General features: G+C 59.3%; 22 protein-coding genes and 2 pseudogenes. 14 read left to right on the top strand and 10 right to left on the bottom strand.

All coding sequences use genetic code 11. From position 1 onward, the window contains the following. Window positions 1-30: 30 nt before the first annotated feature. Genes mhpD through NCR37_RS22455 form a run of 5 tightly spaced genes read left to right on the top strand, consistent with a single transcriptional unit; the run spans window position 31 to window position 4695 of the window. Window positions 31-828 carry a 2-keto-4-pentenoate hydratase gene (gene mhpD, locus NCR37_RS22475; RefSeq protein WP_250475023.1) on the top strand — a complete coding sequence of 266 codons (798 nt, stop codon included), beginning with the start codon at window positions 31-33 and terminating at the stop codon, window positions 826-828. Continuing rightward, window positions 825-1592, top strand: a complete 768-nt coding sequence (locus NCR37_RS22470) for a 2-keto-4-pentenoate hydratase (RefSeq protein ID WP_250475022.1) — start codon at window positions 825-827, stop codon at window positions 1590-1592. Before mhpD ends, NCR37_RS22470 begins: the two co-directional genes overlap by 4 nt. A 48-nt stretch (window positions 1593-1640) precedes the next feature. Beyond that, window positions 1641-2603 (top strand): acetaldehyde dehydrogenase (acetylating), encoded by a 963-nt coding sequence (locus tag NCR37_RS22465; protein WP_250475021.1) that lies wholly within the window; start codon window positions 1641-1643, stop codon window positions 2601-2603. Further along, the gene (dmpG, locus tag NCR37_RS22460) at window positions 2600-3664 is read left to right on the top strand and encodes a 4-hydroxy-2-oxovalerate aldolase (RefSeq protein WP_250475020.1); all 1065 of its coding nucleotides are present in this window, start codon (window positions 2600-2602) and stop codon (window positions 3662-3664) included. Before NCR37_RS22465 ends, dmpG begins: the two co-directional genes overlap by 4 nt. 26 nt (window positions 3665-3690) lie before the next feature. Beyond that, window positions 3691-4695, top strand: a complete 1005-nt coding sequence (locus NCR37_RS22455) for an MBL fold metallo-hydrolase (RefSeq protein WP_250475019.1) — start codon at window positions 3691-3693, stop codon at window positions 4693-4695. Between the two features lie 2409 nt (window positions 4696-7104). On the opposite strand, the gene NCR37_RS22450 is transcribed toward NCR37_RS22455, so the two are convergent. The 4 genes from NCR37_RS22450 to NCR37_RS22435 all read right to left on the bottom strand — a co-directional run bounded on the left by NCR37_RS22450 (window position 7105) and on the right by NCR37_RS22435 (window position 11414). After that, entirely contained in the window at window positions 7105-8079 is a 975-nt protein-coding gene (locus NCR37_RS22450) for a ferritin-like domain-containing protein (RefSeq protein ID WP_250475018.1), read from the bottom strand. Window positions 8080-8498: 419 nt separating this feature from the next. Continuing rightward, window positions 8499-9233, bottom strand: a complete 735-nt coding sequence (locus NCR37_RS22445; RefSeq protein ID WP_250475017.1) for an anti-sigma factor — start codon at window positions 9231-9233, stop codon at window positions 8499-8501. Continuing rightward, window positions 9230-9820 carry a sigma-70 family RNA polymerase sigma factor gene (locus tag NCR37_RS22440; protein WP_250475016.1) on the bottom strand — a complete coding sequence of 197 codons (591 nt, stop codon included), beginning with the start codon at window positions 9818-9820 and terminating at the stop codon, window positions 9230-9232. Before NCR37_RS22440 ends, NCR37_RS22445 begins: the two co-directional genes overlap by 4 nt. A 619-nt stretch (window positions 9821-10439) precedes the next feature. Then, window positions 10440-11414, bottom strand: coding sequence for an SDR family NAD(P)-dependent oxidoreductase (locus tag NCR37_RS22435; RefSeq protein WP_250475015.1), 975 nt, complete (start codon window positions 11412-11414; stop codon window positions 10440-10442). Window positions 11415-11541: 127 nt separating this feature from the next. Here NCR37_RS22435 and NCR37_RS22430 point away from each other — a divergent pair, with 127 nt between their 5' ends. Together NCR37_RS22430 and NCR37_RS22425 are read left to right on the top strand one after the other, a co-directional pair. Next, window positions 11542-12156 carry a TetR/AcrR family transcriptional regulator gene (locus NCR37_RS22430; protein WP_284506981.1) on the top strand — a complete coding sequence of 205 codons (615 nt, stop codon included), beginning with the start codon at window positions 11542-11544 and terminating at the stop codon, window positions 12154-12156. A gap of 434 nt (window positions 12157-12590) precedes the next feature. Then, window positions 12591-14036 (top strand): IS1182 family transposase, encoded by a 1446-nt coding sequence (locus tag NCR37_RS22425; RefSeq protein WP_250475188.1) that lies wholly within the window; start codon window positions 12591-12593, stop codon window positions 14034-14036. Window positions 14037-14441: 405 nt separating this feature from the next. On the opposite strand, the pseudogene NCR37_RS22420 reads toward NCR37_RS22425, so the two are convergent. Further along, window positions 14442-15164, bottom strand: a pseudogene (locus tag NCR37_RS22420) (helix-hairpin-helix domain-containing protein); the annotation flags it as partial. A 513-nt stretch (window positions 15165-15677) separates the two neighbouring features. Between NCR37_RS22420 and NCR37_RS22415 the strand changes: the two are divergent. The 3 genes from NCR37_RS22415 to NCR37_RS22405 all read left to right on the top strand — a co-directional run bounded on the left by NCR37_RS22415 (window position 15678) and on the right by NCR37_RS22405 (window position 17189). Then, window positions 15678-15914: a hypothetical protein gene (locus NCR37_RS22415; protein ID WP_250475013.1), complete on the top strand. Its 237-nt coding sequence runs from the start codon at window positions 15678-15680 to the stop codon at window positions 15912-15914. Window positions 15915-16034: 120 nt separating this feature from the next. Further along, window positions 16035-16307 (top strand): hypothetical protein, encoded by a 273-nt coding sequence (locus tag NCR37_RS22410; RefSeq protein ID WP_250475012.1) that lies wholly within the window; start codon window positions 16035-16037, stop codon window positions 16305-16307. Between the two features lie 585 nt (window positions 16308-16892). Then, window positions 16893-17189: a hypothetical protein gene (locus NCR37_RS22405; RefSeq protein WP_250475011.1), complete on the top strand. Its 297-nt coding sequence runs from the start codon at window positions 16893-16895 to the stop codon at window positions 17187-17189. A 291-nt stretch (window positions 17190-17480) separates the two neighbouring features. Here the strand turns inward: NCR37_RS22405 and NCR37_RS22400 are convergent, their stop codons facing one another. The 4 genes and pseudogenes from NCR37_RS22400 to NCR37_RS22385 all read right to left on the bottom strand — a co-directional run. Continuing rightward, a complete protein-coding gene (locus NCR37_RS22400) occupies window positions 17481-17681 on the bottom strand; it encodes a hypothetical protein (RefSeq protein ID WP_250475010.1) in 201 nt (66 codons plus the stop codon). Window positions 17682-17790: 109 nt separating this feature from the next. Beyond that, window positions 17791-18000 carry a hypothetical protein gene (locus NCR37_RS22395; protein WP_250475009.1) on the bottom strand — a complete coding sequence of 70 codons (210 nt, stop codon included), beginning with the start codon at window positions 17998-18000 and terminating at the stop codon, window positions 17791-17793. Window positions 18001-18036: 36 nt separating this feature from the next. Continuing rightward, the gene (locus tag NCR37_RS22390) at window positions 18037-18636 is read right to left on the bottom strand and encodes a lambda exonuclease family protein (protein ID WP_250475008.1); all 600 of its coding nucleotides are present in this window, start codon (window positions 18634-18636) and stop codon (window positions 18037-18039) included. 80 nt (window positions 18637-18716) lie between these two features. Next, window positions 18717-19016 (bottom strand): annotated as a pseudogene (locus NCR37_RS22385) (IS66 family transposase); the annotation flags it as partial. Between the two features lie 369 nt (window positions 19017-19385). Between NCR37_RS22385 and yidD the strand changes: the two are divergent. From yidD to NCR37_RS22375, 3 genes are all read left to right on the top strand, one after another. Continuing rightward, a complete protein-coding gene (yidD, locus tag NCR37_RS28565) occupies window positions 19386-19916 on the top strand; it encodes a membrane protein insertion efficiency factor YidD (RefSeq protein WP_350029078.1) in 531 nt (176 codons plus the stop codon). Between the two features lie 208 nt (window positions 19917-20124). Further along, window positions 20125-21000, top strand: a complete 876-nt coding sequence (locus NCR37_RS22380) for a tyrosine-type recombinase/integrase (RefSeq protein ID WP_250475007.1) — start codon at window positions 20125-20127, stop codon at window positions 20998-21000. A 9-nt stretch (window positions 21001-21009) separates the two neighbouring features. Beyond that, window positions 21010-22197, top strand: coding sequence for an IS91 family transposase (locus tag NCR37_RS22375; RefSeq protein WP_502800573.1), 1188 nt, complete (start codon window positions 21010-21012; stop codon window positions 22195-22197). A 685-nt stretch (window positions 22198-22882) separates the two neighbouring features. Here the strand turns inward: NCR37_RS22375 and NCR37_RS22370 are convergent. Continuing rightward, window positions 22883-23605 carry an SDR family oxidoreductase gene (locus NCR37_RS22370; protein WP_250475005.1) on the bottom strand — a complete coding sequence of 241 codons (723 nt, stop codon included), beginning with the start codon at window positions 23603-23605 and terminating at the stop codon, window positions 22883-22885. 523 nt (window positions 23606-24128) lie between these two features. Between NCR37_RS22370 and NCR37_RS22365 the strand changes: the two genes are divergently transcribed. After that, entirely contained in the window at window positions 24129-25382 is a 1254-nt protein-coding gene (locus tag NCR37_RS22365) for an MFS transporter (RefSeq protein WP_250475004.1), read from the top strand. Window positions 25383-25584 lie beyond the last annotated feature (202 nt).

Below are 25584 nucleotides of genomic sequence, written 5' to 3'. Positions count from 1 at the left end.
GTTGTCGACTTTGGAGAGGTTAGAAAGCTTATGGACACTCAACAGGCTGCGGCCGCGCTGCGCGATGCAGCAATGACAGGTAAGTGTATCGCGCCACTGCGTGAGACCTATGAACAAATGAGCATCGAAGATGCTTACGCGATCCAGCGTATCAATACTGATCAGCATCTTGCCAACGGTCGCCGCCTTGTAGGGTGCAAGATTGGCTTGACCTCGCTGACTGTGCAGAAGCAACTCGGAGTCGATCAGCCCGACTTTGGCATGTTGTTCGACCACATGGGCTATGGCGACGGAGAACCCATTCCCGCAGCGATTCTCCACCAACCGAGGATCGAGGCGGAGATCGCTTTTGTCATGGGCCGAGATATCGAAGTGCCGAATCCGGGCCACGTCGACGTTCTGAATGCGATCGAATACGCATTGCCAGCACTCGAAATCGTCGGTAGTCGCATCGCCGACTGGAATATCCGCATCACCGATACGATCGCTGACAACGCATCGTCGGGGGCGTATGTGCTAGGCAGCGCGCCGCGCAAACTATCGAGTTTCGACTTGCGTCTTTGCGGGATGTCGATGGAACGGCAGGGAAGTCTCGTATCCGTAGGTGCCGGAGCGGCATGCCTGGGGAACCCGCTCAATGCTGTTGTTTGGCTAGCCCGAACGATGACTGCGCGAGGCACGCCTTTGAAGGCGGGCGACCTGGTTCTATCAGGCGCATTAGGGCCTATGGTCGGCGTCAGCCCGGGCGACGCCTTCGACGCACGCATAAACGGTCTCGGTTCCGTGCGCGCACTTTTCGATCACGACGTGAGTAAGGTACATCAATGAGCAATGTTTTGGAGTATGCAATGCTGCTCGATGAGGCGGCAGTGAGTGCGACAGATGTTTCGCAGTTCGATCCTGAAGGGCGTCTGTCGCTTGATACGGCGTATGCCATTCAGGCCGCGTCCATCCAACGGCGCATCGAACGAGGCCAGCGGCGCGTAGGTGTGAAGATGGGCTTCACCAGCCGCGCGAAGATGGCCCAGATGGGCTTGTCGGACGTAATCTGGGGGCGTTTAACGGCTGACATGCAGATTGAGGAGGGCACGGCAATCGACTTGTCGCGCTTTGTGCATCCGCGCGTTGAACCGGAGATCGCTTTCATCCTGAAGCGACCGCTTGAAGGCGACGTGACTGCCCCACAAGCGTTGGCCGCAGTCGAAGCTATCGCTCCCGCGCTTGAGATCATCGACTCGCGATACAAGGACTTCAAGTTCTCACTGCCAGAAGTGATAGCGGACAACGCGTCGTCTAGCGGCTTCGTGATCGGTGCCTGGCGTGACCCGCACATCGATTTTTCTAACCTTGGTCTAACCCTGAACATCGATGGGCGCGTCGTTCAAGTCGGATCAACGGCTGCGTTGCTTGGTCATCCGCTCCGTTCACTAGTAGCCGCGGCGCGTGTTTCCGCTAGAGCGGGAGAGCCGCTGCAAGCAGGGTGGATTGTGATGGCCGGCGGCGCAACTCCGGCTGAATGGATCAGGCCCGGACAACATGTTTCGGTCGATATGGAACAACTGGGAAGCGCGAGTTTCAACGTCAAAGACTGAAGCAACGCCCCGTGTTGCTTTTGCGACCAGTCACATTTGGAGTCACACATGAACGACAAGGTAAAAGTCGCCATTATCGGGCCTGGCAACATCGGAACCGATCTAATGATAAAGGTGATGCGTAATAGCAGACACCTGCAGATGGCTGCTATGGTCGGCGTCGATCCGAAGTCTGAAGGATTGGCTCGCGCGGCACGTATGAAGGTAGCGACGACCGCGGAAGGCGTCGACGGTCTCTTGAAACTCGATGTGTTCAAGGAAATCGACATCGTATTCGATGCGACGTCGGCAGGGGCGCACAAACGCCACAATGACATATTGCAGGCTCATGGCATTCAGGTGATCGACCTGACTCCTGCCGCGATCGGCCCGTATGTGATTCCCGCGATCAATCTCGAAGACGAGAACGCGACAAATATGAATATGGTCACATGCGGCGGTCAGGCCACGATTCCTATCGTCGCTGCGGTCTCGCGTGTTGCCAAGGTCCACTATGCAGAGATCGTTGCATCCATCTCCAGCCGATCGGCAGGGCCGGGCACGCGCGCAAATATCGACGAATTCACTGAGACGACACGCGCTGCGATCGAAGCGTTGGGAGGTGCGGCACGCGGTAAAGCCATCATCGTGCTAAATCCGGCAGAGCCGCCGTTGATGATGCGTGACACCGTTTTCGTGTTGTCGGAACAAGCCGATAAGGCGGTCATTGAGGCAAGCATCACTGAGATGGTGCGCAAGGTACAGATGTACGTTCCAGGATACCGCCTCAAGCAGGCGGTGCAGTTCGACGAAATCCCTCCGGACACGCCGCTCAACGTGCCGGGTATTGGATTGAAGCACGGCCTCAAAACATCGGTGTTTCTCGAGGTGGAAGGCGCAGCGCATTATTTGCCTTCGTATGCAGGCAATCTAGACATCATGACGTCGGCGGCGCTCGCCTGCGGTGACATGATGGCAGAGCGCCGGATCGCCGCTGGCATCGCGCGCGGTTACAAGGAGACGACGCAATGACTTCTGTTAGCAAAACACTCTACATTTCCGACGTTACCCTGCGCGATGGCAGCCACGCAATCCGTCATCAATACAGCATCGCGCACGTGAAATCGATCGCTGCGGCGCTCGACGATGCCGGGGTTGACAGCATTGAGGTCGCCCATGGTGACGGTATCGAAGGATCGAGTTTCAACTATGGATTCGGCGCCCAGAGCGACGTCGAGTGGATTGCCGCCGCAGCCGAAAGCGTCAAGACTGCGAAAATCGCCACACTGCTGATCCCAGGCATCGGCACCACTCACGATCTGCGCCATGCCTTCGACGCAGGCGCGCGGGTGGTACGCGTCGCAACGCATTGCACCGAAGCCGATGTATCGCGCCAGCACCTTGAGTTTGCTCGCGAACTTGGGATGGACGCGGTCGGCTTTCTCATGATGAGCCATATGACTACGCCCGAGAAGCTCGCCGAACAGGCCAAGCTGATGGAAAGTTTCGGCGCGACTTGCGTGTACGTCGTCGATTCTGGCGGTGCGCTAGGCATGAACGATGTGAGAGATCGGTTTCGCGCATTCAAGGATGTGCTCAACGCCAGTACTCAAACTGGGATGCATGCGCATCACAATCTGAGTCTCGGTGTAGCAAATTCGCTGGTTGCCGTGGAAGAGGGGTGTGATCGCATCGATGCGAGTTTGGCAGGCATGGGCGCCGGCGCGGGCAACGCGCCACTAGAAGTTTTCATTGCAGCTGCCGAGCGGCAGGGCTGGAATCACGGCTGCGATCTATACCGGCTCATGGACGCTGCTGATGATCTCGTCCGTCCGCTGCAGGATCGGCCGGTACGTGTGGACCGCGAAACGCTTGCGCTCGGCTATGCTGGCGTGTATTCCAGCTTCTTGCGTCATGCCGAACTCGCGGCCAACAAGTACGGCCTGAAGACCGTCGACATTCTGGTCGAATTGGGCAGACGGAAGATGGTGGGCGGTCAAGAAGACATGATTGTCGATGTCGCACTGGATCTGCTTAAGAACCGGTCACGGGAACCAGTGGATCAAGCGTTGTCCGCAGACGAAGCAGCGTGACTGTCGTGGCGGCGTCTCTGCCGCCAATGACTTTCATCACCTCTTCACAGCGCGGCATTGAGCTACCGCCCCATTTGCGTTGCGTCATCATGCACAGTCTATTGGCTTCCCATCAGCATCAGCCGCTCGTATATCAACTTTCAATCGGCGATGTCAAAGTCACTGTGATCGCTGAATCAGTGGCACCCCTGTTGCGATGGCAGGAGATTTATCCTGACGCAACGGTGCAATCCATGTCGGCATGCCGCGCGTCTTCTGGATCCAATCTGTACGACGTCGACAGCGGGCGGCTCGTCATCGCTATACAGGCTTTCCTGATCGAAAGCGAGGGTATGAGGCTGATGGTGGATACGTGTGTCGGAGATTGCAAGCAAAGGGCGCGGCCCGAGTTTAATCACGCAAGGTTCGGCTGGCTCGATCGGCTCGAGGCCGCTGGCGTCGGCGTCGACGATATTGATTTGGTGTTGGCCACCCATTTGCACGTGGACCACGTGGGGTGCAACACATATCACGAAGACGGGAGGTGGCGCGCTACGTTTCCCAAGGCGCGGTATCTTTTCGTGAAAGAAGAATTGGATTTCTGGACGAGTGAATCGGCCAAGTCGCCACTAGAACGAACGGGAGATTACATCGGAGACAGCATCCTGCCGCTGTTTGAGGCGGGCCAGGCCGATATCATCGATCATCGACATATTATCAATTCGTCGATTCACTTGGTTCCACTCCCGGGGCACACTCCAGGTCACGTCGGAGTTTGTATCGAAAGTGATGGCCGGCGGGCAGTCATCTCTGGCGATCTGTTTCACAGCCCATTTCAATGCGAAAAGCCCGACTGGAACACCAGATTCTGCGTCGATCCCGAGCAGTCGCGTCAATCTAGACGCGCGTTTTTCGAAACGCACGCCGACACTGAAACGATAATAATGCCCGCACACTTCCCCTACCCATGTGCTGGTTCAATCCATCGCACCGGCGACGGTGCTTATGAGTTTCGATTCATCAGCGTTGGCGAGGTTGCGCATCCTCTTTAGGAAGTCGATCTAGAAGATGCGCCATTGGAGGTGAAGTCAGATATCGACGCGCAGCGAGGACAGAGCGCGCACACTCAACCGCACCGTCTTTGTCTGCCGGCGTATGGGTCCGAACAAGTCAACGTTTCGTTTCTGCAAGAACGTACGCTTGCTCCATGCAGTCCGATGTACTACGTTGCAAAAGCTCTCCCATATCTAACTTTTAAGTCGCGACGAGTCATCATGGTAAGCGAGTCGCGAGCGAGCCGACGGTCGCAATCAGGCGGCTTGAGCTAGTTTTCCGCTCGCCGGCGTCGGCGCAGACTGCGACACATTTGTTTGGGTCTGGCCATCTCTCAGGGGCTCCGCCTGGAGCCTTTTGCCGACGCGCGATGCGTCCGTTTTTTTCGGTGGATCGATTTGCTGATTGCAAGCCGATCGCAGCCGGTGGCAAGTACGACGCTCCCAGATTCAAAGAGAACACAAGTCGATGGCGACTTTGCTGTCTGCGGCTGGAATCCTTTCCCACGACGTACCAACCACGGCGCAGTCACCGATTGACATAACCAAAGTGTCGCCGGTCGCATCACTACGCGTTTCGACCTTCAATTCAAGAACATAGCGCCCGCGTCGGGGCGTTATTTACACGGTTATCCACTTAAGCTGTGGATAAGTAAGCCACTGCAGCCACGCGCAGACGGAAGCGGCTGCCAACGGTTCGATAGTGACCGCTGGAATTCTGGAATCGGCCAATTTCAGCCGCTCACGAAGATGTCAGCGTAGACACCCATATGTCCCGTCCACCGTCGACAGCGGTCGTTGAGATGACGCTGATTGATATGCGAATTCGGGCTTAGCGCGATCCCGACCTAACGGTCACTGCGGACGAGCACTAAGAGGCCATGCAATAAAGGAATCGCCGTCGCTCTGTCTCTCTTCACAACGGCAACAACGTACATGCCCGCCGTGGTTTGATAGTTGACGACGTCATCTCGATTTATCATTCGCCTCGCTCGGCGACCCACCCGGACCGTATGGGTCTGGGTTACCAAAGCGAGGAAGCGATCCGTTCATCCTTGCGTTGTGTAGGTCGTCTTCAACTTGCTTTCGACTCGTTGGACGTGGTGCCGTTGTGAAGATTGGTGCTGGGGCGCCACCGTTTATGTCAATATCAGTTTGTAGGAGGTTCACCTGGGGCGGTGGCTGCGATGAACTGCTAGTCGCGTTCGCATTGATGCTGGCAAGGGAACCTGAGTCTTTTGCACTTGATGCCGAAGTATTTTCCGCCACTATCGCACGGAGTTTGCTCTGCTCCTCTACTGGAACCTTACTTATGTCAGCCGAAGGCGCTGCCTGTCTGTGAAGACGCGTTATGCCTCTCGCCTGTTTCCTTGAAGGAACCGGACGGGTAGGAAGAGGCATCGCGTAGGAGTCCGCGCGGAAATTTCGCCGCTGAGTCGATAGATCGATCTCATTAGGCTTTCGTGGTTGGACAGCATGGCGCGCGGAACTTCTGTCGCTTCGCCGATCGATCGGATTTTCCCTTAGTCGACCCAGGTTGTCAGGTGACGAAGAATTTAGGGGAAGGAAATTCACTGCGGGAACCTCCTCGCGTACGGGACCGGTTGAGACCGTATTGCGTCGCGTCGACGACCACTCCTGCTCGTCGACCCGATGCTGACTAAACCTCAGGAGCAGGGAAGGGACAAGAATCGACAGTGCAAGGACACATAGACCGATCGAAGTAGAACGTTCGGAAATTCGAACCATCAGTGGTAGCCTCTCCAAAATAGTCGCCATAGAATCAGTTGAGCGCCGGTTGAATGGACAATACCGATGATCCTTCCCGAATCCTGGTGGTCGCGCATCTGCACGTCGCGTATTAGGTTGAGCGCAAACGCGATGTCCTCGTCTGTTCCCGGGTAGCTGTTGCATGCTTGATCGACGCTGCATAGCGAAGCCTTTCCTTACAAACGCGTGCGCCGTTCCCGCGACCTGCCGCAAGCCTTTGAATTCGCGCAACCAGCATTGATGGCCGGAAGTACTCGACAAACACAGCCGGCGCTTGTCCGTGCTGGATGCGCTGGTCGGCACGCGGTCCCCGCTTCTGCAAGTAGTCTTGGGCATCAACGATCGCGCCTGGCTTTCTGTGAGCCCGACCAAACGGCACGAGAGAAGGAAGCTGGCTAAGACGTTCCGTCGCGTATGCAGATGCAGTCAGGGTCGTGCACATCATCCGGCCTGACGAAAATGCAATGATTGAAGCACCACGCCTGTGACGAGCAAAGTAGCGACCATGGCAAGCCTGATTCTCAGGCGCGACATAGCAACAGATCGATCGGTCATAGTATTTCCCCTTTATCCATGCTCAGAGCATCACGGGGCGCGCCATCTAATGCCCCGAGATGATTGCATTCGTCGGCTAAGGGATCACGCGAAGGCGCTACTCATGTGCAACGTTCCGTTCACCCCCGCGGGGAAGAAGCCGCCTTGCGTCACCGCGCCCTTATTCAGATAGACGATATTGAGCACGTCGTCATAGCTGCGACTGAACGCAATGCCGTTCTTGTCGAGGGGCACGATGTTGGAGACCTGGTTGTTTGCGCCGGCGATGCCCTGGTCGACATCGGTGGATGCGTCGAGTGAATCTCGTGCGTCGGAAATGGCTTGCGCTGCGGTCACGAGGCTCGGTGTCTGGATGCCCTTGGAGTAAAGCACCGTCCTCACGAGGCCGGCATGATAGGCCTCCGCTGCGAGGATGCCGGCTGCCGCTTCGAGATAGGTTTTATTGGTAATAAGCGGTGAGGCCCCCTTATAAGCCGTCACGCCAACGTCTTCGAAGATGAAGGCACCAAGCAGGAAGTTGTTGTCATTCAGATAGGGATTGAAGGGCGTACCAGCCGGAGCGAGGCCCGCAGCCTGAGCGGCAACCGAGAAAGCTCCATTGGGGTCGGTGCCGCCGACATCCAGTGCCGGCATGGCGACCGCTGCACCGCCGAGCGCCGTCCGCAGGAATGCGACATGTTCGAGCTCGTCCTTCGCGATCTCGCGTGCGTACGCTGCGACGACGGGATCCGAGAAGTTGACCTGCTGACCGGGAATGACTTTGCCTGGCGTTCCCACACCCGTCATGAGGTTGGCCGGTAGCCCTGAACCCGTCGTCGCATAGGTATAGAACGTTGCTTCGAGATATTCGAGGTTCAGCGCAAAGTTGAGAATCTCGGCGTCGGTCGGGCCGCTCGCTGCGTTCGCACTGTCCCCCGATCCGCCGCCGCAGGCACCCAGGATCGTTCCACCGACTAGCCCTAGACCGAGCCCGCCCGCGCTTCGAAAAAACTGGCGCCGCTTTTCCCTGCGTTCGACGCGTCGCTCGAGCGCACTCGTCAATGAAGCGTTGTTAGCCATGTCCACTCCTTTTAAGTGATGGGAACGGCGCGTCTTTGACCCTGTGAGCGCCGCAGAAGAGCGGACGTCACAATGAACGTGTACCGCTCATTGGGCGATACGAACGTTCCTCTCCGGTCGGATTCGAGTCGTAACAAACGCTTTCATTTTCCCCGCCCCTTCTCGCATCGTTACCGGCTGGCGAGCGGCCGCGCAGTAAAGTCGGCCATTTGGAGTGCTTAGCCATGGGGGATAGCAATGCGCTCACGCGATCGGCGAAATTCGCCCGCCGATCTCGCGAGACGCGGTTTGACTGCTCATGTCGTCGTCTCCAGGACGAGCGGATTACTCGTGCTCGCAGGTCTCCGCGCTGTACATGGTCGACTTCATAGATTCGAGCGAGGCGCAGGCGCGGATGCACGTCGCCGAGAAAGAAGTCGTCAGGTGGAATGCAGTGGACCGGTCGCGATCACGGCTCCGGTCGGCGCGCCGGTCGGTGATCCGCCAGGCGGTTCTTCCGACACCGCAAGCACGCCCTGCGCATTCATCCGCGCGACGATCTCGGGCGAGAGCGGGATCGTCGCGGCCTGATTGGCGGGGAAGACGCCAAGCGCGACCGGTTTCGCGCCCGGCGGGACGAGCCACAGCTCCGTCGCCCGATTCGCGGGCAAATCGACGTGCGCCGTGGGCGTGACGACGAGGCGCGCGCGCCGCACATCGACGGTTGCAGTCCAGGTCACGAGCCCGTCCTTGCCCGCAATTGACGCGACGATATAGTCTCCGGGAACCGTTGCCGCCGTCGGGGCCGGCGGTGCTGGCTTCAACCACAAAAGGTTCAGGCCGAGCAGAACGAGCGCGCTCACGCTCGCGCCAATCGCGAGAAAGCGCCAGAGGCTCAGACTGTCCCACCAGCGGGTGCGTGCGGGCGCGCGCGAAGACCCCGCGGTGAAACCGAGATCGTCACGGATTCGCGTCCACACGCGCCCGGGCGGTTCAATGGCGGGAATTTCATCGACGAGCGGCGCGAGTCGCCGTTGCCATGCTTCGAGCGTGCGCACCAGTTCGGGGTCGCGCGTCAGGTCCGCTTCGAGCGCCGCGCGCGCTTGCGCATCCAGTACGCCGAGTGCGTACTCGGCGCAGCGCAGATCGTCGTCGGTGGCGGCGGGCGTGTTCATTCTTCGAGGCAAAGCTTGAGTTGCATAAGGCTGCGGCGAATCCAGCTTTTCATAGTGCCCAGCGGCACGGCAAGCCGGCTCGCCAGTTCGCCATACGTCGCGCCAGTGAAGAACGCCTCACGGACCGCGCTCTTTTGCTGCGGTTCGAGCCGGTTGAGACACTGTTCGAGGCGTAGCCGTTCCTCGTTCAGTTCGGCGGCAACGGCGGGCGTCGGCGATTCGTCGGTGATCTCGGGTGCGGCGTTCTCGCCGAGCAGTTCGTCGCGCTGCTGGCGCATGCGGTCGATCGTACGATTGCGCGCGAGCGTGGTCAGCCAGGTGATGGCGCTGCCGCGCGCCGGATCGAAGGTATTCGCCCGACGCCATGTGGTGGTGAACACTTCCTGTAGCAGATCTTCGGCTTCGCCGCGATCATGAATCATGCGCACGATGACGCCGAACACGCGTGGCGAGGTCGCGCGATACAGCTCGGCGAACGCGATCTCGTCACCGCCCGCGACGTCCGCGAGCAACCGGTTCGCGCGGTCGCGGCGCAGGCTATTGGCGTCGTCCGGGTTTTCGGTACTGCCTGAGGATTCGTCCGTCATTGCCACATGAGCCGGTTCCCCTGAGGGCGGAGCATGTCGCGCAATATAGCATTGGGTTGCTCGACCGGGGATTTTCGAAAGCTAGCAGAGTGTGGCAAGAAACACCCTGCCGCACACCACCCGAACTAACCCAGGCCCGACTCGCCTGAGGCAATGACAGATGTGTTGCCTCCGGCGCTCAAATTTCCGACGCAATCTTCCGGACGAGCGGCACCGCGGGGAAGCGCGAGCATCGACCATCGCCCTTTTTACTTCGCCTGCGCTGCGACAGGCAGTAGACACATTCCCGCCGCCGCGTTCACCCGCAGATCCTCGTTGTCAGCAGAGAACCGAAGTAGCGCCTCATGCCCGAGCGCTTCGTGATAGGCGGCTCCCGTGCCGACAGCCGACCTTGAGACAGCGAACGCACGAGCGTCGCATATGGGTCGACACCGGTAGTTCGCAGCCAGCCGCGGCGGTGTTTGCCGCGGCCGCTCCTCAGCGCCATCCGGTGGTAGCGTGTCGATTGCCGCGTGCGTGGTGACACAATTATCATCAACGGTGTCACTTTTGTTACGGTCTACGGCTATCTCCCGCTGATTATGGCAACTGCGCCCATTTCGCCGCAACCGGCGCGGCTTCAGGACACCGCGCGTAAGGATTCCGCGTACGACCAGTTGACGCCAGAGACGTTGACGACGGCCTGCCACGCGGCTTCTTGATTAGCGCCATCGAGGAGGTGTGGGTGTAGCTGCACCTCAATTGGGCCTGAGAACTTCCCTTGAGCGGAGGCGAAGAATTGCCCTGAGACCTCGGTTCCGAATTTCGAGGCCTGGATGTACCGGCCCGCTGCCGTCTCCGGCGTCTGATTCATGCCGGGAATGAGGTTCGCGATCGGGATAAACAGATACTTCACGGCTAGACTAGCTTGTCGCGAAACGTTGGTCGCAGTCGCCGCACCGGGAGAGACAGCGTACACGGCCATGCCAGAGGGTAGCCGCCGCGCCAGCGCCGCAGTCCACCAAGCGACCAAGAGCTTCGCGTCGGCATACGCATTGTTGGGCACATACTTCACGTTCGGCTCATTGCGAATTAGCGCTTCCATAGCAGCGGTCAGGTCGCCTCCGTGATATTTGGCAGCGAGTGCGTCCACGTCGGTGTACTTGAACATGGGTACGCCCCCTCGGGCAGGCTCCGCGCTGGTAATGACAATCCGCGCGTTGGGGCTCAGTAGGTTGGCGCGGAGCAACCCGACAGTCAATTGATGATGGCCGATGAGCGGGGCCTGAGAAGCCTCGACCCCCTCTGCAGTGATCATGCGCGCCTTGCCAGGGACCATCCCTGCATTGAGCAGTAGGAATTGGATCGGCTGACCTCGCTTGACGAGTTCCGCGAGCGCGGACCGGACGCTGGCCGGCGTGTCCAATTCCAGCTCCAGCGGCGTGAAGACCTGTCTTTTAGTTTCCGCTGCGAGTTGAGCGGCCGTTTCCTGGACCCGAGCCAGCCTACGGCCAGTGACGATGATCTCGCACCAGCCCTCTCCGGCAAGTTTGCGGGCAGCCGCATAACCCAGCCCGGAGGTGGCACCGGTGACGAGCACGATCGAATGTTCCATGGGCGTCTCATTGGTTAGGGGGGAAGGTAGAGTCGTGAGGCCACGCGAGGCCACGGACGACTTGCCAATTTAGAACTGTTCAGTTATATATTTTCGCAGTGACGAGTGTCAAGGAGTTTTGAACTAAATGATTCAAAATGCTACTAGGCCGAGGGGCCGACCGCGCAGCTTCGACGAGACAGGGGCGCTTGAAAAGGCGACTCAGGTGTTCTGGTCGAAAGGCTACGACGGAGTGACGATTGACGATCTCGTCGCCGGGATGGGGGTGGGACGGCCGAGCCTGTATGCCGTCTTTGGGGACAAGCGGGCGATATTCTTGCGGGTCCTTAAGGCATACGCGGAACGGAAAGGCGCGTCGGCCACGAAGGCACTCCTCTCACCACAGAGTCTTCGCGACTCGATCACAGGTTTTCTGAGGTACGCCGTCGAAAGTGCGACCGAGAAAGGGTCCGCCCGGGGCTGCCTGCTGATTTGCGTCGCGCCGCTTGTGGACGACCCCGAGGTCCGGCAGTTCCTGCAAAGCGCGGCTGCTGGAGGCACCGCGCTGGTGGAAGGTCGTTTCCGCGACGCAATCCGCGCGGGAGAAATCCCATCTGACTTTCCCGTCGGCGCGCGCGCAATTCAAGTCACGGATTTAGCGCGTGGGCTAACCATGCGTGCGCAGCTAAACGTGCCGCGCAAGACGCTCCTCAAAGATGCCGAGGAAGCGGCCGACTTGGTGCTCCTGCCGCGACGCGTCTGACGGGTCACTGGAAGGAAATCCTTTGAGAAACGATCACTGACATGACCGGCGGATGCGGGCGTTTCGTCGTCTGATGAACAAAGTGGCGACGTGGCCAATCGACTCCGCGCGCCGCGATGAGAACACAACAGTTTTCTCACTTACTGCGGCAGTGCGGGACGGATATTTCGTTTTCTTGGCGCGTGCTGGTTGCTCAACGCCGGCCGTGCTCAGAAATCGCCTTAACTTTAACGACGTATTTTCGTTGTTTGTAGCACCCGATGCCTCGCATCGGCGAAGGAAGTTCTGCACCTGATGCTCACCTTGCCAAAGGTCCGCTGTACTGTTGAGTTCTGCCATTAGTGGCCGGCAAGCGGATGACTGCACCGGGTCGAGCTTGTGTGAAAACACGTCGATCGCCTAAACTGGATTATCTGATTCAGATGGGTGACCGGATGAAGCGATTCATAGAAGGTGAAGATCGCAAGCAGGTGACGCTGCTTCCAGAATGCCTCGATGACTTTGTTGCTGAGGACAATCCGGTAAGGGTTATCGAGGCATTTGTTGAAGAGCTTGACCTTGCATCATTGGGCTTCGATGGCGCAATGCCGTCGGTTACAGGTCGCCCGTCCTATCATCCAGCAGTGCTCCTGAAGATCTATATCTACGGGTACCTCAACCGGGTTCAATCAAGCCGGCGTCTTGAGCGCGAATGCCAGCGCAATGTTGAGTTGATGTGGCTCACGGGCCGACTGGCGCCGGACTTCAAGACCATAGCCGATTTTCGTCGTGACAACGGTACCGGCATTCGCAACGTGTGTCGCCGCTTCGTGACGCTCTGCCGTGAGCTGAAGCTGTTCTCGCAAGCGCTGGTCGCCATTGACGGTAGCAAGTTCAAGGCAGTCAATACGCGGGATCGCAACTTCACCGAGGGTAAAGTCGACAAGCGCCAGAAGCAGATCGAAGAGAGTATCCAGCGGTATCTGAGCGCGCTGGAGACTGCCGATCGTACGCAACCCGCGGAGCTCGAAGCGAAGACGGTCCGATTGCAAGATAAGATCGCGCGCTTACGCGAGCAAATGCGGAGCCTCGATCAGATCAAGGAGCAACTCAAAACGCAGCCTGATGGCCAACTCTCGATGACAGATCCCGACGCGCGCTCCATGGCGACGAGCGGCAAGGGCTCGGGAATGGTGGGGTACAACGTGCAGGTGGCCGTTGACGCCAAGCACCATCTCATCGTGGCGCACGAGGTCACAAACTCTGTCAGTGACCGGGCACAGCTAAGCCCCATGGCAAAAGCTGCGCGTGACGCGATGGGCAAGACAAGGCTGCGGGCAGTCGCCGATCGTGGTTACTACACCGGAACTCAGATCAAGGAGTGCGCCGATGCGGGGATTGCGGTCATGCTGCCGAAGCCGACAACATCAGGTGCGAAATACCATGGCCGGTTCGACAAGGCAGACTTCATCTACATTGCGCGGGACGACGAATACCAATGTCCAGCTGGACAGCGGGCAATTTACCGATACACCAGCGAGGAACACGGGATGCAGCTACGTCGATACTGGAGCAGCGCCTGTTCGCAATGCCAAATGAAGTCACAGTGCACTCCCAGCGGCCAACGACGGATAAGTCGATGGGAGCATGAGTCGGTGCTGGAGGCAGTGCAACGCCGGCTCGACAAGACGCCCGACGCGATGACGGTGCGCAGGCGAACCGTTGAGCATGTCTTTGGAACCTTCAAGCACTGGATGGGCTACACGCACTTCCTGACGCGCAGGTTGCCTAACGTAGGTACCGAGATGAGCCTGAACGTACTCGCCTACAATCTCACGCGAGTGCTGAGAATCCTAGGTTTCAAAAAGACGATGAAGGCAATGCGGATGGTGGGTGCGTGAGGACCTCGCAGGTCCTAAATAAAGCCATCAAGCGTTCTTTAGAACGCACCCGAGACGCTCACCCTCGTCATCACCGTAATGGGCGCAAACGTAGCCAAATGCGCCGCTGGGGGCGCGGGCATGCGCGGCATCGTAATTCCATCAAGTTTCCACACAACCTGGGTCGAACTCGCCCATTCACGTGGATGGTGGCTGGCGTTCGACACGGAGGCGATATGAATGGCCGGTCTCCTTCGTGCAACAGCCGTTCCAGCGTGTGTCGCTGAACATTCGCTAAGGCCGAGAAGCTGCGTATCTCTAAGGCAGTGTCCTAGCTAGCGAGGAAGGGCAGTCATTGCGATCCCCAAAGGTCCAAGGCTCGTCTCCGTCGGTAAGTCGCTGTCGTCCGTCACCCTGGCGCCGCTTTTAGCAGAAGTTCTTGCTAACCGCCGTCAATCCGCCGAGAAGATGCGACATGTCAACGAGTCGCTGTGCGACCAGATGTCGGACCTCCCCTTCGCATTGCCATGTGCCGTTCACGGCGAGCAATGACGCGCCCAACGCTTCACGCCGCTGCCTTTCAAGCAGGGAGGGCCAGACAATGACATTGACGTTGCCCGTCTCGTCTTCGAGCGTCACGAACATGACGCCTTTTGCCGTGCCGTGCCGCTGCCGCACGGTCACGAGCCCGCAGCCTCGCGCGAGACGCCCGTTCCGGTAGGTACGTAAAGTCGACGCCGACACCAGCCGCTGTTCTAGCAGCACCGGCCGCAGCAGCGACAATGGATGACGCCCCAGCGTCAGGCCCGCCGAGTTGTAGTCGCTCACGACGTCCTGCGCTTCCGACGGCGCACCCAGCGTCGGCGTTTCGTCGTCGACGCGCGTATCAGCGAGCGTGTCGTGGTCGGGCACCGCGGCAGCCGACTGCCATCGTGCTTCTCGACGATTCCCTGCAGGCGACTGCAACACGTTGGCTGCTGCGAGCACCTGCAGGTCGCGGCGGTCGAGTTGCGCGCGCCGCGCGAGGTCGCTCACGCCTGCAAGCGGCTTCACGGCTATGGCCGTTTCGATTCGCTCGGCCGCGCCTTCGCGCATGCCCTTAAGCAACGACAGCCCAAGCCTCACGACAGGCTTCTGCCGACCGGAGCGCTCGCCCACATGGCGATGAGCGGATTGGCCGGATCGAGGCCGGGTTCTTCGAAGCGACGCAGCACGTCTTGCGTAAGCGGCCGGCGAACTCGCCTTGACGAGCGAACGGCTACTCGCGGCTCTGTTCTCCACAAAGACGAATCGTGGTTGTACTTCGCGAACGATCCGAGCCATGTGGGACCATAGCCCGCTGCGCTCGCCGTGACGACGCTTACGCTAGCCCGGATGAAGTCTTGAATGCGGCCAGGCATGCGGCGATGGATTACGTCGATCGCCTGTTTTCCGGGCAGTAGCATTGGCGTGGTGGTCACTGACGCATGTGCGAGCGGAAGGCGCATCGTCATTTCTTTTCTCCGATTGATGCACATTGATCCGAGCTCATTTCATGCCTCGTTATTCATTGCGGCGCTGGTATGAGCGCCGGTACGTCGCCGATGTCTGCTGCGTTCATGCTGTGACTAATTGCTCGTTCGTCGAGCCCTCGTGCTAGTCTTGGTTGCCATCCGAGGGGTTATGAACAGGGTGATCGAGTACCGAGGTTTCGAGATTCATGTGGAGCTGACTCCTGCTGCGGAGGATGTGTTTGATGTGACGGTTCACATAACGGGCGCCGAGAACATCCGGGTGCTTGGCGCACGAGCGAAGAGCGTGAAGCTGCGTAATGGCCCTTTCACCGAGCGATGGGCGTATCTGGTCGGAGAGGTTGCCGGGCACGCTGCTATCGATGTTGTGCTCGACTCCGAGAATTGACCGCGTGTGTATCACTCGCTGCGGTTCTCGGCAGCGAGCGGTTGTCATCTCCGGGCGCGCGACTCAGACAGCGCGTATAGTGGTCACACATGCCGCTCAAGGTGTGCAAAGGGAGTGAGCATGGAAAACCAATCTTGTGTGCCCTATCGCGGGTACACCATCGACGTGCGCGTCGTTTCTAGCAAAACGCCGTCGCTTGACGGCCAGCAGGTCCGGTACGCGGTCTCTTGGTCGATTCTTTCGTTTGACTCGGGCGCTGCGCCGGTTGTTAGCCTTCCCGAGCAACTGAACTTTCTTACGCCCGACGACGGCTTCAGGTATGCCGAACGGCAAGCCAAGAGGTTCATCGACGGCTGCGCTAACGACGATAACGTTGATTCCGCGCCAGCCTGAACGTTCTTTCCCCTCGGTCGCCATGTTTCGGTCGCCGAGTAGTCTGATGTTTTCTTGTCGCGCTTTCTCCTCGCTTTTGCACGCCGAGTTCTAAGTAGTCGGCATAGCCGGACTAGTGCGCCGCTAACTGCGTGCCCACGAGTCGTTTTCGCTCACATGAGCCTGCGCATCAGTCATTCGAGGTCGAAATAGGAGGGGGCTTCTTAAGCTGTAATTTCTTGGCCCACAAAGTGCGCACAATGAATGATCCCTTGTGTTTCGCTACGGAATGGAATTCGTCATGTCGCGCTTGATCAAGGTTGGAAATCACGAGTACCACGTCGTGGTACACCCGCTTGTTGCCGGCGGCTTTGCCTTCACGGTTGTCGATATAGACCTGACGGGACCGAGAATCACCGAGGCCCGCCACGACAGCGCAGTTATGTTTCCTACCGAAGAAGACGCATACAACCGCGGCTCGGCCTACGCACGTAGGCGCGCTCGGCTCTATAGACGTTGAGTTGCAGCTAAACCCACGCGGTGCAACCAATCGAGCCCTCTATCGAATGGTTGTTGCAGTGCGCATCGCTACTAGGACGTTCCATCATGAATGCACCGCCTCTACTGCCTGTGCTGCGTTTGGAAGGAGATCTCTTCTTCAACCAGCGTATTTCCCGTAAGACGTTCCGGATTCAAGTTACACACGAGTGCCTGTCCGATATTTTTGGTTCGGACGGCTCGCTCGAAGGGGACAACAAGGCGTTGCTAGTCAATCTCCAACGGATCGTTTCAATGGCGACCCGGAAAGTAATGACTGGCATGAATTCGCCCGTCAAAGTTCTTCGTGCAGACTTCAGGACGTTCTCTGCGGTCGGCGGCGATAGCGTGCGTCGTCCTGGGTAGGCTGCCGCAACACAGCGGGCGAGCAACGTCATCGGGCCTCATCACTGCGCCGCTGGTGATCCGGTGTTTTCGTCGTCGGATGCGGGCAAAGGCCACTGAATGCCTCGACCGCATCCATAGATCGCTTCACCATCTTCGCGCCATGCACGAAGACGCAAACGAGCAATGCGAAGAGACCCAAATGAGGATGATCGGGAGGGAGGCGGACGTGTGGAGTTCCTCGGGAATACGGTGGCCTCATGCGTTCTTGTGCGCGCCGGTTGACCCAGCGTCGGTGAGACTCTTCGGGAGCTACTTGCTGCCGACGTTCATGTAGGCGAACTGGCGCGCGACGCTGTCGGGCACCCAGTACTTGCCGATGACGACCTTCGGGACGGTAAAGCCGAGCGCCTGACGCTGCCGCTGCCGGAGGACCGCGCGGCGCTCTTCGAGCGTCAGTGCGCCGCTGGTGTCGATGTGGCGCAGGTCGAAGTTTTGTGCGGGCGTTTTCATAGCAGGATGTTTTGTGAGAGAGCGACGATCAGCGTCGTCGCGATGCCTACGATGGAAGGGACGAGAACGGCGCTCTGAAGCGCCGCTGCGTCGCTGATGTCTGCGGTGTTCATGCTGTTGCTCTTGCTCGTTCGATTGCCGCCTCGACAGCGCCACGGCGCACGCGCAGGTGAACCGTGCACTGGTCGCCGATCAGGTCGCTTGCGACTTGAGCGAGCGCATCAGCGACCGCGCTCAGATGCTCCAGAGTCGGCTGGTTGGTCTTGACCAGTGCGTGGGCTTTCTCGACCAGCGCGCGCTTGTTTGCGATCTCGCTCATGTCGTCCTCACGCGGCCCGGCGGTTCAGTTCGGCGATCATCTGCTCGACCTCGGCGTTGAACTGGGAAGGCCGGGCAGGAGGATCTGCTGGATGTAAGTGTCGTCGCGCTCGATGCGCTGGTAGTACAGGCGGAAGCGTTCGTTCTGGCGCGGGTCGTAGCTGATGAAGATCGCGTACTTCCGACCGGTCACGAGCAGGTTGCCTTGCACTTGTGGCCGATGGTCCGGCGACATGCCATTCAGCCACGTCTCAATGTGCACCTGTTCGTCGTGCGGGCATTTGATTTCGATGACCCCTTCGTCGCCGATCAGTCCATCGCACGAGCCGCCAATGAATGGATAGTCGGGGTGAGTGACGAAGCCGGTTTCCTTAAGGACGTCGCCCCATTTCACCTCGTAAGCCTCGCGGGCGAACTGCTCGACGTCAGTCCCCCACTTCAGCGACAGCGCGCCGACCGAGTGCTTGGGCGTGCCGCTCAGGCGTTCGAAGACGATCTCCCGCATGTAGCGTTCTCGCGCGGCAGTAGGCTTGCCCGCCTTGGTCAGGCTGACGACGTCCAGGAACCGCGAGGCAGTTGCCTTGCCTGCCCGCTGGGCGAACCATGCCTCCGTCCGCTGCTCAGTTTGCTCGCTCATCTCACTCACCCTCGTTGACGGTCACGTCTTCCGCGCCGGCCATCGCTTTCAGCCGGTTCAGCTCTCCGGCGCCGATTGCCTTGGCCAGCACAAAGCGACCCTGCCAACAACCAGTTGGACCGTCCGATGGCCCATGGACGTATCTGATTTTCGACCCAAGTGTTGTCGATTGGTACAAGCCCGTCTTCGAGATAGCCAGTCAGCGCTTGCCAGCGCTTCAGGCTGTATTCCAAAGCCTTAGCAATGGCGGAGCCGTCGGAAACGAGTTTGCGCTGCGTAACCAACCACTCGTAAAGCGCGTCGCTTACTGGCTTTGCCCGGCTGTGTCGAAGCCGGTGGCGGGCATCAGCACCAAGATTCGCGGCATCCCGCTCGATGTTGCTCATGTGAGGCAGGGAGAAGATCAGTTGCTGTTAAGCGCTAAGGGTTCATAGCGGGCTTGTCTCCTTCATACCACCGATATGGGCTGTGCCGGCTCAACCGAGCGGGCCTCCTTCTAAGCGTCGGTTTGCGCGCGCGAGGGGTAGTTGCCGTCCCGCCACCAGTTGACGATCGCAGGATAGGGACGACTTAACGCCGGTTCCGCAGGCAGCGCGATCTTCGGCGACTGCGACAACCGGCCAGTTTCTACCGTTCACCTGCGCCTTGCCGCGTTTAGTCTCTAGTGGGCTAGCGGTCCGAGTTCATAACCAGCCGGTTGAGCCGACCAGCGCTCAAGCAAAGTCGCTTCGCAACAGAAAGGCGGTGGGATGGGTATGCAACGTGCTCTTCGCCCTGCAACGCTTCCAGGAACGCCCATGCTGACTTCATTGGTTTTGGAAGGTATTCGACTCTACCAGCGCTACGTTTCTCCCAGGAAGGGCTTTGCATGTGCGTATCGCATCCAAACCGGTGGGCAGAGTTGTTCAAACTTTGGCTTTCGGCCGATCGAACGGCACGGGCTGACGATGGGCCTTAAGCTGCTCCGGCGGCGCCTTGATCTCTGTGCGTGGCATCACTACCGTGAGCGCAACGCCGGACTCGCACGTCACCCGGCGGTCGTACGCCAAGCCGAATTCGTCTACCTCGGTAGCGATGACGGCTGCGCGCCTGGTTGTTCGCTTGGCGAATGCGCTTTGGCCGAGAATTGTGCATGTGACGTCTGTGAAATCGGGGCGTGTTGGGTCGCGCTGAGTACATGCTCCGGTGGAGCCTGCGGCGGCGGTCGGCAGCGCGAAGCTTGGCGGCGAGACGCACGAGCCCAGCGGCGCAGCCGCTACGGGGGAGGTCGGCACTGGTGACTCAACAGCCGTTGAACGGACGATGATTCAAACTGCGTAACGGCGGATCAGCCGGCCAAGGCGCGTGGGGCGGCTCACGGCCAGTGGACTAAACCGCTCGCGCGGTATTCACTCCGGTTGAACATGGCGGTTCGTCATAGGAAACCTGCGCAGTTTCCTATGTTGGGAGATGAGGCGGTCTGCCTCATCTCCCAACTGGAGCCCAGCCATGACTACTGCCATTCAGAGCGTCAGTCCGTTGCGCCAACGTATGATGGACGATATGCGCATGCGCCGACTCGCGCCAAAGACACAGGCCAATTACCTGCGCGCGGTTCGAGATTTCACCGTCTTCCTGAGTCGCTCGCCCGATACCGCGACGGTCGAGGATTTGCGGCGCTATCAACTGCATCTGGTTGATCACGGCGTGTCGCCGATTTCCCTGAACGCAGCCATCACTGGCCTCAAATTCTTCTTTGGTACGACGCTTGGTCACGAGGAGTTAATGGCCAAGATGCGTCCGATTTATCTCCCGCGTACCTTGCCGGTCATACTGAGCCGCGATGAGGTGAGTCGACTGATCGCGGCAGCGGGCAATCTTAAGCATCAGACCGCGCTGGCGCTCGCCTACGGCACAGGATTGCGCGCAAGTGAGGTGGTGGCTTTGAAGGTCGCCGACATCGATAGCCAGCGTATGACGCTGCGCGTTGAGCAGGGCAAAGGCCAGAAGGATCGATACGCGATGCTGTCGCCGATCTTGGTCGACCGTCTGAGGGTTTGGTGGCGCGTCGCCCGAGCCCAGGGCAAGATGCTCGACGGTGGCTGGCTGTTTCCTGGCCTCAATCCTATCGAATCGCTCAGCACGCGCCAACTCAACCGCGCGGTCCATGCCGCGGCTCAGGCTGCTGGAATCGACAAGCGCGTGTCGATGCACACATTGCGCCATAGTTTTGCCACGCATCTGCTCGAACAGAAGGTCGATATCCGCGTGATCCAGGTCATGCTCGGGCACAAGAAGCTCGAGACGACAGCGCTTTATGCCCAGGTAGCCACCGATATTCTGCGTGAGGTAGTGAGCCCTCTTGAGAATCTGCGCACCGAATAAGCCGACGCCGTGGCACACGGTGCGCTCGAGGTGGCTGACGTCTTTCGCTCGCTTGGCCCAGCATGGCGGCAATCCGCCAACCTGAGCCTGGGTCAGCTGAAGGTTATGTCGGCAATCGAACGGTGCCGCAGCGCGGCGCTGGGAGGCCACGTGCTTCGCTGCGAAGGCTGTGCTCGAGTCGAGATCTCCTACAACTCATGTCGCAATAGACATTGTCCGAAGTGCCAGGCAAGTGCGGCGCGTCGATGGCTTGAGGCGCGTGAAGCGGATCTCCTGCCTGTCGAGTACTACCACGTGGTTTTTACGCTGCCCGCCGAGATCAGTGCGATAGCGTATTACAACAAATCCGTCATGTATGGGATGTTGTTCGATATTGCAGCCGAGACGCTGCGCGTCATTGCCGCGGACTCCAAGCATCTCGGAGCACAGATTGGTGCCACTTTAGTTCTGCATACCTGGGGATCGGCGCTCACGCACCATCCGCATGTGCACGGCATTGTGCCTGGCGGTGGCTTGTCGCCGGACCGACATCGATGGGTCGCGTGCAAGTCGGGTTTCTTCCTTCCAGTGCGCGTGCTCTCACGTTTGTTCCGACGACGCTTCCTCGAAGAACTTGAGGCCAACTATCGTCTCGGCAAGTTGCGCTTCTTCGGAGAATACGCTGCGCTCAACGATGTGGACGCGTTTGCAAAGTGGTTGGTGCCAATGCGCGCGTGTGAATGGGTCGTGTATGCAAAGCGCCCGTTTGCGGGACCCGAAGCGGTGTTGGCTTATCTGTCGCGCTACACGCACCGAGTTGCGATATCCAACCAGCGGTTGATCGCTCTCGACGAACATCGCGTCAGCTTCCGTTGGAAGGACTATCGTGTGAAGGGCCGAACGCGTAACAAGACCATGACGCTCGAAGCCGATGAGTTCGCGCGCCGGTTTTTGCTGCATGTGCTGCCCGAGGGCTTCCACCGCATTCGCCATTACGGCCTGCTGGCAAACCCCGTGCGCCGTGAAAATCTGGTGAGGATCCGCGAGTTGCTCAGTAGCCTGTCGACCCGTAGCGAAGCTGGTTCCGTCCTCGTCGACACCGCGCCTGTATTACCCCCCTTCGTTTGCCGACACTGCGGCTCGCCGATGATCATCCTCGAAGTGCTTGAACGCAGCAAACCCATCCGGGCGCCACCTTCTAAGTGGGCCCGAACATGAACGTTATCGCGTCGGCGCACGTACTTGAACCGTCGGCTTCTCGGCAGCGGGAGCCGATAGCAGACGCCTGCGCTTGTCGCGTTAAAAGGCCAGTTCGGAATTGCTTCGACCGACGAGATTGTGATGTGGCGCCGACTTGTCGCCGCGATTGCAATGACTTGATCTTGCAAGCATCCGCGTTATCGCTCACCACGCTCCTGATGTAATCGGCCATTCGCCATATCGCGAAACGGTTCAGACGATGCGAGAGCACTCCGCGGTTTCCTCCCTTGGGGCTTGTACGACACCTGCCCGCTCGTGTCAGCGCGATTTGATGGTCCCGAAGGTTAGGGCAGGCGTCCTACAACCCTAAACAGTAGCGGCCGCTCACACGCGGCGCCACTCGGACGTTCGGACGTCGGGTACACGCCGTAACCGGCCATCCATAATGACAGGGGGATTTTCGGTCGTCGGCCATAGCCGACGCTCGCGAGTAAAGCGTCGTACGGCTGCTGCACGTCAACTAGCCGTCATTGGCGAGCCTGTGCGCCTCAACGTCGGCTTCCGGGCGCCGCAAATGAGTATTGCCGGTCCCTAACCGGGCCTCGGTGACACGGAAATTCGCGCGTCTCCCGCTAGATCCGTAACGGCCATCCGCTAACCACGCATTGATAGTGCTCTTGGCGCTCGACCGCGTACCTGAAGATCAGACAAGTAAGCTGCCGCCGTCACTTACCACGGTATGGCCAGTGGTGTATGGCGATTCCATCAGGAAGAGGTAAGACGCCGCGATTTCTTCTGGCAGGGCGACGCGGCCCACCGGCAGCTTGGCCCCGACTTCGGCGAAAAGCGCTTCCCGCGCGTCCTCTGGAATGGCGCGCCAGACGGGCGTTCTCGTCCACCCCGGCGCAACCGCATTAACTCGAATAGGTGCAAGTTCGATGGCGAGCGCACGGGCAAGTCCGTCTATCGCGCTGCAGACTGCGGCGCCCATCGCCCAACCGGGCCCCGGTGGTCTCGCACCCGCGATGCCTGACGTGAGCACGATTGAGCCACCGGGGCGAATGTGTCGCGCACCGTATTTTGCGACGGTCAGCGGTCCCCAAAAGCGGGCACCAAGAAAATCGCGAGCGACACCGAGGTCCATGTCACTGAGGGGGCCAGTCACTACATTGTCGGCGGCGGTATACGCGATGTGATCAATCTCTCCGATTTTTTCGAATAACGCTGCGACCTCGGTTTCACTAGTGACATCGGCGGTGTGACCTTCCGCTCCGGAAGGTAGGCGGCCAATAGCGCTTTCAACGCTTTCAGGTTTTCGCGAAACCACGACGGGCGTACCGCCAGACTCCGCTACCGCTTTGGCAATGGCAAAGCCAATGCCGGAAGTGCCGCCGAGTACGACGACTCGTTTGTCTTTTAGCGTCATTGCAAGCGCTCAAGAATGGATTGGTTGCCCATTATGGAGCAAGTCGTCCCAGACCGATGACCACGCGCCCGTGGGCACGCGGCATTCCGTTTCCAAAAGCCTCGTGCGCGGCAGCGCGCCTGCTCCACGAAAGTCTGCGGATTCATCGAGCAGAAATCAAGGACCCCATTTCCTCGCAATAAGCGGGGTGTGGTGCTCGCCAAAATTGTATATCGGGGATTCCCCTTGGCACCTCGACCCAACGCGATTTTCTCCCCGGTCGTCGTCCCTTCCTGCTTTCTAGGGAACGCCTTCCGCCTTTGCCCACCGATTATTCGCATTTCCCGAATGTCGCATTCGCTTGTTCTTCGATACCCCAAAGCTACCCGTGAACCTATCTTTATGGCGTTGATTGGGCGAGCCGGGTCTTACCAGTGCCGGACGGTCGACCATACCTAGCGATTGGATTCGCATAACAAAACATTGGCATTCACGCAGGCGATTGCAGGTGCACCGGCACAAGCCAATGTTCACGGAGACGGAAATGAAACGAAACGACTGGGATACCGCGTACGAATGGAAGGCAGTAACGCTGCTGGCGCTGGGCTTCGGCCTCGTTGGCCTGGACCGTTGGCTCATCGCGCCGCTTTTTCCTTCGATCATGAAGGACCTCAACCTCACTGCGCAGGACGTAGGCAACTGCATCGGCGTGCTTGGGCTCTCTTGGGGCGTATTCGCAGCGCTGATGGGCGGTATCTCTGACAAGATTGGGCGCCGTAAGGTCTTGATTCCCGCCATCATTGCGTTTTCGCTGCTTTCTGGCTTTTCGGGGGTTGCCGGTGGACTGCTCAGCCTTATCGCGATCCGAGGTCTGATGGGGATCGCGGAGGGCTCGTTCTGTCCGACGAGCTTCGCTGCAACGGCGGACGCATCGCATCCGCGTCGCCGCGGCCTGAACCTTGGCCTGCAGCAGAGCGGTTTCGCGCTCTTCGGGCTGGCATTGTCGCCCATTATCGCAACGCAGTTGCTAAGTTTTGTCACCTGGCGGTGGGTGTTCGCTCTCGTGGCCATTCCAGGCCTGGTTCTCGGGGCGATTATGTTCTTCGTCATCCGTGAACCGAAAGTGGTCGAAGCGGTCGCTTCGGAGCATGCGCCGGCATCGCTAGGTCATGTCTTCAAAAGCAGAAACATTCTCGTCGCCATGCTCGCGTTGTGCTGCGCGATGACCGGTGTCTTTGTTCTTGGCGCGCTGATGCCACTTTATCTCACCGGTTACCTGTCGCTTGATACACAGAAAATGGGCCTTGTTGTCTCGGCTATCGGCTTCGGTGGCTTTCTTGGGCAATTCGGCTTGCCCGGTTTGTCAGACTTCGTCGGACGCCGCCTGGCGAGCATCTTGGGCTTCGCGGGGACTGCTGTGGTGCTCTATATTTTCCGCGGCCTCGGCCCTCAACCGCTTGCGCTGTTCGCGGCCCTCTTTGTTGCGTCGTTCTTCACGCTCGGCCTAGTTTCGCTGCTCTCGGGACCAGTGGCGACTGAAGCCGCCCCGATCGGACTCGTCTCGACGTCGATTGGCGCCGTGGTAGGCGTGGGTGAGATCTTTGGCGGCGGCATTGCGCCGGCGATGGGTGGCTACGTCGCGGCTCACTTTGGTATCCAGAATATTCTTTGGCTGCCGATGTGCGCGGTCGTTCTGGGCATCGTGGTAAGCATGCTTTTGAAGGAAACGGCACCGGCCGTCCTGCAGCGCCGTTCGGTCGTGCGAGCGGGGCTTGCTGCGGGAGACCAGCCGCGGTAGTACAGACGTCAAGTAGGCGGCGGCTTTTATACGCCGCCGCGGTATTATCGCGGTGAAAGACGCTTCGCACCCAGCCCGTCTGTCTTCCCGCATGCTGCCCATTTTGTTGGATGAAAACATGTTGCGCCCGAACGCCGCCTCAACGCGGGCCAACCAGCCGCTGGTCACCCTTTCCACTTCGTCGCCCGCAGTCCCACACACA

The organism is Caballeronia sp. GAFFF1, assembly GCF_023630705.1.
Taxonomy (GTDB): Bacteria; Pseudomonadota; Gammaproteobacteria; order Burkholderiales; family Burkholderiaceae; genus Caballeronia.
This window is presented reverse-complemented; position numbering and strand designations above follow the sequence as displayed.